Here is a 13,627-nt window from a genome sequence, read left to right as displayed (position 1 = left end):
GATTTGTGAATCCGGTTCTCAAATGTAATTTATTAGATGAATTGGATTCAAGACTGATGTGCCGGTGCGGGGATTTTTCGGTGCCGGCGCGCGCGCCATACTGCGGTCGTGCGGCAACGGTGCCGCGATAACCGAGGATGCACGCTATGGAAAAAATCACGATCGTGGCGCAGGCACGCGCCAAGCCCGGCATGGAAGAGCGGATGGTCGCCGCGCAAATCGCGCTGGTGGAAGCAACGCGCGGCAGCGCCGGCTGCCTGCGGTACGAGCTGCACCGCTCCCTGCAGGACCCGTCGCAAGTGATGTTTGTCGAGGAGTGGGCGTCCTACGAGGCCTGGCACGCGCACATGCGCAGCGAGCGCATCCGGCAGTTTCAGCGCACCGGCGGCGCGGCCATCGGCGACTTCCAGCTATACGAGATGCGGCAAGTCGCGTAGCGCTCCCCGGACTACGCCGCGCCCGGCGCGGTGGCCCGCTCCAGGTCCCCCAGCCAGCGGACGGCATGCTCGCGGCTAGCGCCGCACATGTCCGCTGCCGGTTGCAGGCCGGCGCAGAAGGCGGGACGCTCGGGGCGGCCAAAAATCAGGCAGCGGTTGTCGTCCGCCGGCTGCGCGCAGCGGACGCCGGCCGGTTTGGCACGTGGCGTACGCGGGCACCTAAAGAGAGGGCCGTCGAATCTCGGACGGGATTTCACTCTGCGCCATCGCTCGTGCGACTAGCCCAATGCCGGTGCTTAAAATTGCAGCAGCTTCGGAGTTGTGCGAAAATGAAGCATGGTTACCTCAAAATCAAAAGCGACGCCAGCGCGTGAGCCCGCTTCCAAGCCCAATCGCAAGGAAGTGAGTCCCTCTGCCCCCAAGGTAACGAATCCTTATGCCATATCGAGCAACGCCGCCGCCCAAGCCGTGCGCCGCTCAGGAATTGTTACCGTTGGCGGAAAGCTCTCCCGTATCTACAAATGATAGAGGGGCGGTTGCTCGTCGCTTATCACGGGTGCGATATCACAACGCGAGACGACTTGGTCACTGGCAAGTTAGCAGACCTTGACCATAGTAAGAACCCCTACGATTGGCTGGGCCCCGGTGTCTATTTCTTTGAAGGAGATGCCGAGCGAGCACTGATGTTTGCCAAGGCCTCCCACGAGAACCCCGTAAAAATGTACACCGCGAGGGCAATCGGCACACCTGCAGTTGTAGGCGCAATTCTTAGAGTTCAGCGTTGGCTGGACATGACCACGCAAGAAGGCATTAATGAATTCACGCTTGCCTATCCTGCATTGCTTGCCGGGTTGGCAAAGACCGGTAGTCCTGTGCCTAAAAACGCCGCTGCAAGTGAAGACGACATCGACGTCATCCTGCGGAAGCTTGACAATGCGGTGTTCACTTTCATTCACGATATCCGCGACAACGCCAATTCTCCGGCGTCCCCAGTCCCACCCCCTCCCTTTTTTCAAGCCGTGCGGGGAGCTTTTTATCAGGGCGCAGAGATAGCGCCGAAGTCAGGTTTTCGCGTAGGAACTCACGTTCAGATAGCTCTGCGCGATAACAGCTGCGTAGAAGGTTGGTTTCTGCCAAGGGGAGAGCAGTTGCTGAAGGAGGCTGAATACTTGGAAGCCGTAGAAAGGCGCGAACAAATCGCGATGAGTCGAAAACCTAAGAAACGTGCAGGAAAATAGTTAAATCTGCTCAGCCCCGGCTCGCTTCAACCTTATCCGGGCTGGTGGCGTGCTCCAGCTCGTTCAACCAGCGTATCGCCATCTCTCGGCTAGTGCCGCACATCTCTTCCGACGGCTGCAATCCTGCACAAAACGCTGGCCGTTCCGGTTTTCCGAAAATGAGGCAGCGATTATCTTCGCCAAGCTGTATACATTTGACTCCAGCAGGTTTCCCATTTGGCATCCCCGGTATCGGACTCGTAATCGACGGAGCGATGCAGCACGCCCCGCAGTTGTCACGGCAGTTCATGGTATCCCTTTAGTTGACAACCGGCTTGCCGTTGGGCATACCGGGGGGGGGGCTGGTGATGGAGGGGGCCGTGCAGCAGGCGCCGCAGTTGGGCCGGCACTCCAGCGGGGAGGTGGTGGCTTGCATAGGGGCGGTATTTTACCGCGCTTCGCCGGCCCTCAGCCATTTCGCCACTTCGTCGGCGACCCATTCGCCGGCGTCCAGCGGCAGGTCGTGGCCGGCCGTCAGGTGCACGGCGTGCGCCGCTTGCCAGGCGCTGGCCAGGTTGGCCGAGCAGCGCGGGTCGACCAGCCGGTCGCCGGCGCTGCTCAGCACCAGCAGCGGCACTGCCGGCCGCGTGGACGGCGCGCGGAAGCGGCCGGCGGCCCACAGCTGGCGCAGCGCGTTGGCGCGCGTGACCGGGCAGGCGCGCTGGTAGTCCAGCCAGCGTTTCAGCAGCCCTTCGCGCTGCGCGGCGTCGCCGGTGTTGCTGGTCAGGCGCAGGATCAGGCGCTCCTGGTTTTCCACGCCGCCTTGCAGCAGCAGCCTGAGGATGGACGGGTAGTTGCGCCAGCGTAGCCGTTCGTGGAAGCGGCTGTAGGGCTGCATGCTGGTGTTCACCAGCACCGCGCGCTCGATCTCTTGCGGATAGCGGCTGGCCCATTCCACCGCCACCATGCCGCCCAGCGACAGCGCCAGCAGCGACCAGGGCGGCGCCACGCCGCGCGCGCGCAAATCGGCGCGGCAGAATTCCACCATGTCGGCCACCGACGTCGGGCTGCGCAGCAGGTGCTGCTGGCCGTTGCCCGGCAAGTCGGGCGTGATGATGGTGGCCGATGGCAGCGCCTGCGACAGTTGACCGGGGAAGCGGCCCCAGTGCCGCTGCTCGCGCATCAGGCCGCGCAGCAGAACCCAGGCGCTCATGTGTGATACCACTGCGTCAGCGCGCGGCGGTGCTGGATGGTGCGCGCCATGCCTTCCGGCAGCCAGCGTCCGTGGCTGTTGGCGGCGCGCATCAGGAAGTCGAACAGGATCAGGTGGCGCCGCAGCACGCGCTGCAGCCGGTGCCGCGCGGTCGGGTTGAAGATGGCGATGCGGTCGAAGATCTGGCGCGGGTTCTTCTTCACCCACAGCCACGAGCCCATCTCCAGCGTCAGCGGCAGGAACACCTTGCCGGCGTTGAGGTACAGGTAGTCCCACAGGTCGCCGTGGGTGCGGTACTGGCGGCTCTGCGGTTCGAACACGTAGTTGTGGTTCGGGTAGCTCTGGCTGAACAGCTGCTCCAGCGCGCCGATGTCGGCCAGGTGCGGGATCGGCGTGGCGGTGTGCGCGTGCGGGAACCAGATGCGGTCGCGCAGGCCAAAGCCGGAGTGGCAATCCAGCGCCATGCTGAACTGGCGCGGCAGCAGTTCGCGCGTGACGACTTCGCACACCGCCTCGGCCTCCGGCTCCATCGGCGCGCCTTGCACGCCGCGATACCATGGAAGGTGATGGCTGAAGGTTTGCCCGCCCAGCATGAACGGCACTTTCTCGACCGCGCTCAGGGGCGCGTTGCGCATCAGGTCCACGCCTTGCGGATTGCAGCGCGTGGCCTGCCACATGCCGCCCGGGTTCACCAGCGGCATGAACACCAGCCGCATCGACTCCAGTTGCTGGTGCAGTGTGCTGTCCCAGCGCAGCCGCGCCAGCAGGCTTTCCATGAACGACAGCACCACCTGGGTGCCGATCCGTTCCAGTCCGTGGATGCCGCCGAAAAAGCCCAGCGCCGGCACGTCCGGACTCGGGTTGCCGAGCGCGATGGTGTAGACCGGGAACTGGCGGCCGTCCATCGCCACCGTGCACGAGGTGCCCACTTCGAGATGCTTCCCGCCTTCATCGATCAGACGTTTGAGGGTGATGAGTTCGGGCAGATTCTTCTCGGGCATGGCGGGTACGCAAAAAGATGTGACCGACAGTGTAGCCGATATTGCTAGCGTTCCGTCGCCAGCGCCAGCAGTGTTTCGCGGAAGGTGGCCACCAGCGGCCGCAGGTTGATGCGGTGCCACGCCGCCCACACCGAGGCGCGGTAGGTGAACCACGGCAGCTCGCGCAGCACCACGCCCGGCGGCGCCTGGTGGCGCAGGCCTTGCTGCACCAGCGCCACCCCCAGGCCGGCCGCCACCAGTCCCAGCGCGGTGGTCGGCTCGCTGGCCTCCATCTTGATGTTGGGCGTGAAGCCGGACTGCACGCAGGCCGCCACGAACTGGTGGTGGTGGTCGCCGGTTTCGTGATGGCGCACCACGATGAATTCCTGCCCGGCCAGGTCGGCCGGCCGCAGCGTCTCCAGCGCGCTCAGTGGATGGCCTTCCGGCAGCGCCAGGATCATCGGGTCGCTGAGCACCTTCATGCCCTCCAGATCGGGATCGTTGGCCGGCGGCGGGTCGCACACCAGCGCGATGTCCAGGCTGCGCTGGCGCAGGCCCTCCAGCTGTTCGGACGAGTGCAGGCTGTACAGGGCCACGTGCACCTGCGGCCGCGAGGCGCGCAGTTCGCGCAGGCCGGCCGGCAGCACGCCGGCATGCATGGCGTTCTCGATGTAGCCGACGCACAGGCCGCCCTCGTCACCGCGCCCGAGCCGCCTGGCCAGACCCTCCAGCCGCGAGGCGTGGGTGAGGAAGGCCTGGGTTTCGGCCAGGAAGGTGCGGCCGTCGCGCGTGAGGCGGATGCGTTGCTGGCTGCGTTCAAACAGCGTCAGGCCGAGCTTTTCTTCCAGCTGGGCGATCTGGCGCGACAGCGGCGACTGCGAGATGTGCAGCTTCTCGGCGGCGCGGCCCACGTGCTCTTCCTCGGCCACGGCGACAAAGTATTGGAGTTGGCGTATATCTAACATATCAGACCTTCTGGGACTTAAGCTGTGCAAATTATGTCTTGGACAGTCTTATCTCGTCAACGTAAACTGGCTTCACTTTCTTCATTTACTCCAAAGGAATCAAGATGAGCATCCGAAATAAACTGAATGGCAAGCTGGGCTTCGGCACCGCGCCGCTGGGCAATATGTTCCGCAACATCCCCGACGCCGAGGCGCTGGCCACGGTGGACGCGGCCTGGGAACAGGGCATCCGTCACTTCGACACCGCGCCGCTGTATGGCGCCGGCCTGGCCGAGCTGCGGCTGGGCGAGGCGCTGTCCGGCCGCAAGCGCGCCGACTATGTGCTGAGCACCAAGGTGGGCCGCCTGATCCTCGACGAAATCGAGGACCCGTCGCAGCGCGACCTGGGCGAAAAGGGCGGCGTGTTCGAGCATGGCCGGCCGAACAAGGTGGTCAACGATTACAGCGCCGACGCCACGCTGCGCTCCATCGAGGACAGCCTGAAACGCCTGAAGACCGATTATCTGGACATCGTCTACGTGCACGACGTGGCGCAGGATTTCTACGGCGACGAATGGCTGGCGCAATTCGAGATCGCCCGCACCGGCGCCTTCCGCGTGCTGGACCGCCTGCGCAATGAAGGCGTGATCAAGGGCTGGGGCCTGGGCGTCAACCGCGTGGAGGCGCTGGAAACGCTGCTGGACCTGAACGAGCCGCAGCCGAACGTGTCGCTGCTGGCCGGCCGCTACACGCTGCTGGACCACGAGCGGGCGCTGCAACGGCTGATGCCGGCGGCGGCCAGGCGCGGCGTCGACATCGTGGTCGGCGGCCCATACAGCTCGGGCATCCTGGCCGGCGGCGCGCATTTCGAATACCAGAAGGCGCCGGCGGACATCATCGCCAAGGTGGAACGGATCAAGTCCATCGCGCAAAAGCACGGCATCAGCATCAAGTCGGCGGCGCTGCAATTCTCGCTGGCGCATCCGGCGGTGGCGGCCGCGATTCCCGGCGCCAGCCGTCCGGAGCGCATCGCCGAGGACAGCGCCGCGCTGGACGAGCGCATTCCCGCCGCCTTCTGGCAGGAGATGCGCGAACAACAACTGGTGGCCGCCGACGCGCCGCTGCCGGGCGACAAGGAGTGAGCCCATGGCCAGCACCATTGCACGCATAGCGCTGCCGGTGGCCGCGGACCGCGTATGGCAACTGATCGGCGGCTTTCATTCGCTGCCCGACTGGCTGCCGTACATTCCGAGCAGCGCGCTGAGTGAGGGCGGCCGCGTACGCACGCTGGCCAATCCCGCCGGCGAGGCCATCGTCGAGCGGCTGGAGGCCTTCAACGACAAGGAGCGCTTTTACAGCTACTCGATCCTGAAGGCGCCGTTCGCAGCCAAGGATTACTTCGCCACGCTGCGCGTGAAGCCGGACGGCGACGCCGCCTCGGTGGTGGAGTGGTCGGGCAGCTTCACGCCGGTGGGCGTCTCCGAGCAGGAAATCACGCAGCACTTTCACGGTATTTACACCGACGGTTTATCCGCATTAAAGGAAAAGATAATGAGCATTCCCGCACTGGGTATTGGCACCTTCCGCCTGCAGGGCGAGGTGGTGATCGATTCGGTCCGCAACGGCCTGGAGGCCGGCTACCGCGTCATCGACACCGCGCAGATTTACGGTAACGAGGCGGAGGTTGGCGCGGCGATTGCCGCCAGCGGCGTGCCGCGTGCGGAGCTGTTCATCACCACCAAGATCTGGATCGAGAATCTGTCGAAGGACAAGCTGATTCCCAGCCTGCGGGAGAGCCTGGCCAAGCTGCGCACCGACTATGTGGACCTGACGCTGATCCACTGGCCATCGCCGGGCGGCGAGGTGCCGGTGGCGGAGTACATGGCGGCGCTGGCGGAAGCCAGGGCGCTGGGGCTGACGCGCCAGATGGGCGTCTCCAACTTTACCGTGGACCTGATGCGCCAGGCTATCGACGCCGTCGGCGCGGAGGCCATCGCCACCAACCAGGTCGAGCTGCATCCGTATCTGCAGAACCGCAAGGTAGTGGAATTCGCGCGCCAGCATGGCATCCACATCACCTCCTACATGACGCTGGCCTACGGCAAAGTGCTGGGCGACCCGGTGATCCGGCAGATCGCCGCGCGCCACCACGCCACGCCGGCACAGGTGGCGCTGGCGTGGGCGATGAAGCTCGGGTATGCGGTGATTCCATCGTCGACCAAGCGCGCCAACCTGGACAGCAACCTGAAGGCGCGGGACCTGAAGCTGAGCGACGACGACATGGCGCAGATCGCGGCGCTGGACCGGGGCGAGCGCTTGACCAGCCCCGCCGGCCTGGCGCCGGTCTGGGACTAGCCTTTCCGCGGCGGGCCTGCTATATTCGCGCCATGTGATCCGATGATGCCCCTTACTGATTAACCACGTGTCCCGCAACGGGACGGTTTTCACGCATCATCAGGAATCATCATGGCGCATACTTTTCTGACGCTGGAAGGCGTCTCCTTCACGCTGGCCGATGGCCGCGTCCTTTTCCAGAACCTGAACGACGTGTTCGACCAGCGCCGCACCGGCCTGGTCGGCCGCAACGGCGCCGGCAAGAGCGTGCTGGCGCGGCTGATGGCCGGCCAACTGGTGCCGACGTCGGGCCGCGTCGCGCGCCACGGCGCGGTGCATTATCTGTCGCAGCAGATCGCGCAGCACGGCACGGTGGCGACGCTGGCCGGCGTGGATGCCATATTGGCGGCGCTGGAGCGCATCGAAAACGGCAGCGCCGATCCGGCCGACTTCGACGCCGTCGGCGACCGCTGGGACATCCGCGAGCGTCTGCAATCCGAGCTGGATCGCCATGGCTTGCCGCATCTGCGGCCGGCCACGCCGGCGTCGGGACTGAGCGGCGGCGAGGCGATGCGCGTGTCGCTGATCGCCGCCTGGCTGTCCGGCGCCGCTTTCCTGATCCTCGACGAACCGAGCAATCACCTCGACCGCGCCAACCGGCTGGCCCTGATGGCGCAGTTGCAGCGCTGGCCGAACGGTTTGCTGGTGGTCAGCCATGACCGCGAACTGCTGGCGCAAATGGAGCGCATCGTCGAACTGTCGCCGCGTGGCTTGCGCAGCTACGGCGGCGGCTATGCGTTGTATGCCGATTGCAAGCGGGTGGAAGGCGAGAGCGCGCAGCGCCAGCTCGAGCAGCGCAAGCTGGAACGCAGGCGCGAAACCCAGGCCATGCGCGAGCAGCAGGAGCGGCAGGATCGCCGCGCCGCGCAAGGCGCCAGCGACGGGCGCGAGGCCAACCAGGCGAAGATCCTGCTGGGCGGGCAGAAGAACCGCGCGCAGGGCACGGCCGGCAAGCTGCGGCAGCAGCATGCGGCGCAGCAGGAGGCGTTGACGCAGCGCGTGCAGGAAGCCGCGCAGCAGGTGGCGCCCGCCGCCGCCATCGCCATGCATGCGCTGGGCGGACCGCAGGCCGCGCGTTTGCGCCTGGCGGAACTGGAGGACGTGGTGCTGCCGTACGCGCCGCCGGCCACGCGCGCCATCAGCCTGACGGTCACCGGCCAGCAGCGCATCGGCGTGACGGGGCCGAATGGCTGCGGCAAATCGACCTTGCTCAAGCTGCTGGCGGGGCAGGTGGCGCCGCTGTCCGGCCGCTGCGAGCTGCGCGCGCGCAGCGCTTATCTCGATCAGCAACTGGCGCAACTGGCGCCGCAACGCTCCGCCATCGACCATCTGCTGGACGCCAACCGCGAGGCCGGCGAGTCGGCGTTGCGCACCCACCTTGCGCAAATGGGGCTGGACGCGCAACTGGCCGCCGCGCCGGTCGGCACGCTCAGTGGCGGCGAACGGCTGAAGGTGGCGCTGGCCTGCGCGCTGTACGCCCATCCGCCGGCGCAGCTGTTGCTGCTGGATGAGCCGAGCAACCACCTCGACCTGGACTCGCTGGCAGCGCTGGAGGCCATGCTGCGGCAGTACCAGGGCGCGCTGCTGGTGGTGTCGCACGATGAGGTCTTCCTGCGGGCGCTGCACCTCACGCAGTGTTTGCGGGCCGATGCGGCAGGCTGGCATCTGCAAGTGTGAGCGCTTACTGCTGGTTCGTTACGGTATGCATGAGCAGATGCGGCCGGGCCTTGTGTTACTGTCGTTTACGGTGGCTGGCACCGGCGAGAGGAAAACGATGGACATGCATGTACTGGCCGTGACCAGCGACCCCGCTGAGCGGGCGCAGCTGGAGCAGATCCGGGGCCCGGCCGCCACCGATGACGCCGTGATCACGCTGCAGTTTGCCGCCACGCTGGCCGAGCTGGCCGCCCTGGCCGACGGCGCCGCCCCGGCGCCCGATCTGATCCTGCTCAACCCGCTGCTGGCGGATGCCCCGCCGGGCGCGCTGTGGCAGGCACTGGGCACCGCCGGCGACCGCACCCCGCTGGTGCTCCTGGCGCCGGCCACCGGCCTGTCACCGGCCGAGCAGGCGGTCAGGCTGGGCGCGGTGACCTACCTCGTCACCGCCGCCACCCCGCGCGAACTGCTGCGCCGTCTGCTGCAATCGGTGGTGGTGGCCACGCGGCTCGGCCGGCCGCCGCTGGACCAGCAGGGGCAGGACGCGCTGGTGCTGGAATCGATCGCCGACGCCGTCATCAGCACCGATGAGCATGCCCACGTCAGCTATTGCAACCTGGCCGCGCGCCGCCTGCTCGGGCTGGAGGTGGCGCAGATGCTGGGGCGGCCGATCGCCGACCTGATGCGCTTGCAGGACCCCAAGTCGCTGGCCGACATCGAGCATCCGGTGTGGCAGGCGTTGGCCAGCGGCGCGGTGGTGCGCATCCCCGCCGGCTGCATCCTGAGCCGGCCCGATGGCAGCGAGCTGATGATCGAGGACTCCACCGCGCCCATCCATGACGGCCGCGGCCGGGTGTGCGGCGTGGTGATGGTGTTCCACGACATCACCAACGCGCGCGAGCTGCAGGCCCAGGTCGATCACCTGGCGTGGCACGACTTCCTGACCGGGCTGCCGAACCGCTTTGCCGCCCACCGCCACCTGAACCGTATCCTCAAGGAAGCCCAGGCCGCCGGCCAGTCGCTGGCGGTGATGTATCTGGACCTGGACAAATTCAAGCTGGTCAACGACACGCTGGGCCACGCGGCCGGCGACGCGCTGCTGGTGTCGGTGGCGGCCCGGCTGCGCAGCTGCTTCCGCGTGGTGGACCTGGTGAGCCGCCAGGGCGGCGACGAATTCGTCGTGCTGATGGCGCCCGGCAGCAGCCGCCTCGACGCCACCCAGGCCGCGCAGCGCATCAGCGCGGCGGTGGCGCTGCCGCACCAGCTCGATGGCGAGCCGGTCCATGTCGGCTGCAGCATCGGCATCGCCCTCTACCCCGGCGACGGCGACAGCGGCGACGTGCTGTTGCGGCATGCCGACACCGCGCTGCACGCGGCCAAGGCGGCCGGGCGCAATGTGTGGCGCTTCTTCCAGCAGGAGCTGCTGAGCAGCGCGATCGAGCGGCGCCAGCTGGAGAACGGCTTGCGGCAGGCGCTGGGCAGCAGCGAGTTTGAGCTGTTTTACCAGCCCAAGGTGCGCCTTCGCGACGGCGCGCTGTGCGGCTGCGAGGCGCTGCTGCGCTGGCAGCACCCGGCCTGGGGCTGGGTCGATCCGGCGCGCTTCATCCGCAGCGCCGAGGAGTCCGGCCTGATCATCCCGCTGGGCCGCTGGGTGCTGGGCCAGGCGGTGCGGCAGGCGCGGCGCTGGGAGCAGCAGGGGCTGCTGCCGGGCGCGGTGGCGGTCAACGTCTCGGCGCTGGAGCTGCGGCAGGGCGATTTTGCCGACCATATCGGCAGCCATCTGGCGCAGGCCGGACTGGATCCGGCCCGCCTGCAGCTGGAGCTGACCGAATCGGCGCTGATGCGCGACATGCACGGCGCGCACGCGCTGTTGCACCGCCTGAAAGGCATCGGCGTGTCGCTGGCGATCGACGATTTCGGCACCGGCTATTCCAGCCTCAGCTACCTGGCCGATCTGCCGATCGATTTGCTCAAGGTCGACCGCAGCTTCGTGCACGGCATCGACCATGCCGCGCCGCGTCGCCAGACCCTGCTGCGCGCGGTGCTGGCGCTGGCCGACAATCTGGCGATCGCGGTGGTGGCGGAGGGCGTGGAAACCGCGCCGGAAGCCGACTTCCTGGCGGCGGCGGGCTGCGGCCAGGGCCAGGGCTATTTTTACAGCCGGGCGGTTGACGCGCGCACCTTCGAGCGGCGCTTCCTGGCGGCCGCGCCGGGCGCTCCCTAGGACGTCGCCGGACCGCGCCGCCGGCGCGACTCGAACAGGACGCGCATGATGGTCGCCGTCGGCAGGCCATAGATGCGCAGCAGGCTTTCCGCATAATGGCGGTCGCCGGCGCCGCACAGGCCGATCGCCCGCTCGACCGCCAGCGCGGCGGCCAGGTTGGTGCGCAGCGGCTGCGGGTGGGCGTCCGCCGCGTCGGCGTCGGCGCGCTGGCCGATGCCGGCGCGCGGCTCGGTGGCCAGCGCGTCGCGCACCGCCGGGTGCAGCGCGTCCTCGCGCCTTCGCGGCCCGGCCTTCGACAGCACGCGCGCCGCCACCGCCGGCGTCACGCGGCGCAACTGCAGGTAGTGCCAGGCGCTGACGCAGCCCCACAAGGTATCCATGCGGATGCCCGCGTCTATCACCTTGGCGCAGTGCCGGTCCTGCCGTTGCTCGTACTTCATGATCGCCTCCGATATGCTCAGCCGCGGCGCCGGGCGGCGCCGCGCGGCAGGCAACCACTATACCCCCTTTACGGCGTGAGCACGGCCACCGCGCCGCCGGACGGCGCCAGTTTCAGCGTGATGCTCTGCGCGGCGGTCACGCTGGCGCTGCTGGCGCGGAGGCGACTGGCGTCGGCGCCGTCCTGCAGCAACTCTGCGCGGTAGCTGCCCTTGCCGAGGAAGGCCAGCGGCACCGTCAGCGTGCGGGCCGATTCGTTGGTCATGGCGCCGATGTACCAGGTGTCGCCCTTGCGCCGCGCCGAGACGATGTATTCGCCGATGTCGCCGGCGAGGATGCGCGTTTCGTCCCACGTGGTCGGCACGGTCTGGATGAACGCCGCGCCGTCGGCCCACTTGCCGTCCGCCGTCTTGTAGGCCGACGGGCCGTCGGACACCATCTGGAACGGGCTGTCGTACACCACGTACATGGCGATGGCCTGGCCGCGCGTGGTCATCACCATCGGCTGGTGGTTGCGGGCCACGAAGGTGGCCGGCGTGGCGTTGCGGAAGCCGCCCGGCGTGTAGTCCATCGGCCCCAGGATCATGCGCGTGAACGGCAGCGTGACGTTGTGGCGGGCGGTGATGCGCGCGCTCCACTTGTTGTTCTCCGCGCCCAGCACGCCCTCCTGCGTGACGTAGTTGGGCCAGGTGCGGTTGAGGCCATTGGGCGGGTAGGCGCCGTGCAGGTCGACCATCAGGCGGTGCTCGGCGGCCTTGCGCAACACCGTGTGATACCAGTCCACCATCTCCTGGTCATTGCGGTTCATGAAGTCGACCTTGATGCCCTTGATGCCCCAGGCGGCGTACTGGGTGAAGGCGGCGTCCATCTGGTTGTCCAGCTGCTGCCACTGCACCCACAGCCACACGCCCACGCCTTGCGACTTCGCGTATTGCAGCAGCGCCGGCATGTCCAGCGCCGGCTTGGCGCGGGTGACATCGGCCTGCGGATTGGGTTCGACGTCGCTGCCGACCGACCAGCCTTCGTCGATCAGGATGTCGTCCAGCTTCATCTCGTTGGCGAAATCGACAAACGCCTTGTAGGTGGCGGTGTTGACGCCGGCGTCGGGCACGTTGACGGCCCAGTCGTTCCACCAGTCCCACGCGGTCTTGGCCGGCTTGATCCAGCTGGTGTCCTGGATGCGCGACGGCGCGGCCAGCGTCGGAATCAGCGACGACGCCACCAGGTCGCCCGGCGCGTCGCCCAGCATCACCACGCGCCACGGCGTGCGGAAGCCGTCCCCGCCCAGCTGCACGCTGGCGGCGACGCTCTGCTTGAAGCGGTAATCGCGGTTGTTGTCGAAGCGCGGCGGCAGCGTGACCATCACGCCCAGGCCGCCGTCGCCACGGCCGGACAGGTAGAAGCCCGGATAATCCTTGACGTCCGATTCGGCGATGGCGAAAGTGGTGCCGCCGGCGCCGGTCTTGCACACCAGCGGCGCGCTGTAGTTGTGGAAGTTGCGGATGCGCGAGGCCTGGACCGGGTCGTATTCCGCCTCGAAGCTGGTGTCGAAGCGGCCCATGTTGGCGCCCCAGCAGTCGTAGTCGCGCGGGAACTGGAACTGCGTGGCCTCGTTCATCACCTTGAAGGCGCTGACGCCGGCCTGCGCCGGCACCACGTAGCGCAGGGCCACGCCGTTGTCGTAGGCGCGCGCCAGCAGATGGAAGCGCAGCTTGCCGCCGGCGGCGGTAAAGGCGGTAAAGGCCAGGTCGGACTGGCGGTAGTGATCGGGCGCGCTGCGCGCCTTGCCCAGCACGATGTCGTAGGTGGCGTTGACGGTGTTTTCCACGTGGCCGTCCAGCGTTGCGCCGGCGCCGATGGCGGCGATGTCCAGGCTCAGTCCCAGCGGCGACGGCGCGATGATGCGCTTGCCGTCGCGGCTGACGCTGTAGGTGAACTTGTCGCTGTCGATGCTGATGGCGCTGCGGCCGTCGGGCGACTTGACGGTGACAACGTCGGCCCAGGCGGGAGCGGCGCAGGCGGCGGCCAGCGCCAGCAGGCCGGCGGCGCGGCGGGGATCGGTCATGGGAGGTCTCCAGTTGGTTTTTTCGCCATTTTGCTATCACCGCCGCCGCGACGCAATTA

The 13,627-nt window shown here is 67.4% G+C and carries 13 protein-coding genes and 1 pseudogene; 7 read left to right on the top strand and 7 right to left on the bottom strand.

Features of this window, described 5'->3' with window-relative positions; genetic code table 11:
• The first annotated feature begins 146 nt into the window (after nt 1-146).
• Nucleotides 147-437 carry a putative quinol monooxygenase gene (locus FHW58_RS21930; protein ID WP_179675308.1) on the top strand — a complete coding sequence of 97 codons (291 nt, stop codon included), beginning with the start codon at nt 147-149 and terminating at the stop codon, nt 435-437.
• An 11-nt stretch (nt 438-448) separates the two neighbouring features.
• Here the strand turns inward: FHW58_RS21930 and FHW58_RS27645 are convergent, their stop codons facing one another.
• Nucleotides 449-694, bottom strand: coding sequence for a Fe-S-cluster oxidoreductase (locus FHW58_RS27645; RefSeq protein ID WP_373996720.1), 246 nt, complete (start codon nt 692-694; stop codon nt 449-451).
• 324 nt (nt 695-1,018) lie between these two features.
• On the opposite strand from FHW58_RS27645, the gene FHW58_RS21925 reads away from it, so the two are divergent.
• Nucleotides 1,019-1,675: a hypothetical protein gene (locus FHW58_RS21925; RefSeq protein ID WP_229265444.1), complete on the top strand. Its 657-nt coding sequence runs from the start codon at nt 1,019-1,021 to the stop codon at nt 1,673-1,675.
• Between the two features lie 10 nt (nt 1,676-1,685).
• On the opposite strand, the gene FHW58_RS21920 is transcribed toward FHW58_RS21925, so the two are convergent.
• From FHW58_RS21920 to FHW58_RS21900, 4 genes are all read right to left on the bottom strand, one after another.
• Nucleotides 1,686-1,964 (bottom strand): YkgJ family cysteine cluster protein, encoded by a 279-nt coding sequence (locus FHW58_RS21920; RefSeq protein WP_179675306.1) that lies wholly within the window; start codon nt 1,962-1,964, stop codon nt 1,686-1,688.
• A gap of 138 nt (nt 1,965-2,102) precedes the next feature.
• Nucleotides 2,103-2,867, bottom strand: a complete 765-nt coding sequence (locus FHW58_RS21910) for an alpha/beta fold hydrolase (protein ID WP_179675305.1) — start codon at nt 2,865-2,867, stop codon at nt 2,103-2,105.
• Entirely contained in the window at nt 2,864-3,868 is a 1,005-nt protein-coding gene (locus FHW58_RS21905; protein ID WP_179675304.1) for a M14 family zinc carboxypeptidase, read from the bottom strand. The genes FHW58_RS21910 and FHW58_RS21905 overlap by 4 nt, the downstream gene beginning before the upstream one ends.
• A gap of 44 nt (nt 3,869-3,912) precedes the next feature.
• The gene (locus tag FHW58_RS21900; RefSeq protein ID WP_179675303.1) at nt 3,913-4,812 is read right to left on the bottom strand and encodes a LysR family transcriptional regulator; all 900 of its coding nucleotides are present in this window, start codon (nt 4,810-4,812) and stop codon (nt 3,913-3,915) included.
• Between the two features lie 104 nt (nt 4,813-4,916).
• Between FHW58_RS21900 and FHW58_RS21895 the strand changes: the two genes are divergently transcribed.
• The 5 genes and pseudogenes from FHW58_RS21895 to FHW58_RS21880 all read left to right on the top strand — a co-directional run bounded on the left by FHW58_RS21895 (nt 4,917) and on the right by FHW58_RS21880 (nt 11,065).
• On the top strand, nt 4,917-5,933 hold the full coding sequence (locus tag FHW58_RS21895; protein ID WP_179675302.1) for an aldo/keto reductase: 1,017 nt from the start codon (nt 4,917-4,919) through the stop codon (nt 5,931-5,933).
• Nucleotides 5,934-5,937: 4 nt separating this feature from the next.
• Nucleotides 5,938-6,327, top strand: a pseudogene (locus FHW58_RS27635) (SRPBCC family protein); the annotation flags it as partial.
• A 15-nt stretch (nt 6,328-6,342) separates the two neighbouring features.
• Nucleotides 6,343-7,146, top strand: a complete 804-nt coding sequence (dkgB, locus tag FHW58_RS21890) for a 2,5-didehydrogluconate reductase DkgB (protein WP_229265460.1) — start codon at nt 6,343-6,345, stop codon at nt 7,144-7,146.
• A gap of 111 nt (nt 7,147-7,257) precedes the next feature.
• Complete coding sequence (locus FHW58_RS21885; RefSeq protein ID WP_179675300.1) at nt 7,258-8,862, top strand: ABC-F family ATP-binding cassette domain-containing protein; 1,605 nt, start codon at nt 7,258-7,260, stop codon at nt 8,860-8,862.
• Between the two features lie 97 nt (nt 8,863-8,959).
• A complete protein-coding gene (locus tag FHW58_RS21880) occupies nt 8,960-11,065 on the top strand; it encodes a bifunctional diguanylate cyclase/phosphodiesterase (protein WP_179675299.1) in 2,106 nt (701 codons plus the stop codon).
• Here the strand turns inward: FHW58_RS21880 and FHW58_RS21875 are convergent.
• Nucleotides 11,062-11,505, bottom strand: a complete 444-nt coding sequence (locus FHW58_RS21875; protein ID WP_179675298.1) for a hypothetical protein — start codon at nt 11,503-11,505, stop codon at nt 11,062-11,064. The genes FHW58_RS21880 and FHW58_RS21875 overlap by 4 nt on opposite strands.
• A 68-nt stretch (nt 11,506-11,573) precedes the next feature.
• On the bottom strand, nt 11,574-13,568 hold the full coding sequence (locus FHW58_RS21870; RefSeq protein WP_179675297.1) for a glycoside hydrolase family 97 protein: 1,995 nt from the start codon (nt 13,566-13,568) through the stop codon (nt 11,574-11,576).
• Nucleotides 13,569-13,627 lie beyond the last annotated feature (59 nt).

The sequence above is a fragment of the Duganella sp. 1224 genome (assembly GCF_013408245.1).
In the GTDB taxonomy this organism is placed as follows: Bacteria; Pseudomonadota; Gammaproteobacteria; order Burkholderiales; family Burkholderiaceae_D; genus Rugamonas.
The sequence above is the reverse complement of the archived record's forward strand: the minus strand, read 5'-3'. Positions and strand labels throughout refer to the sequence as shown.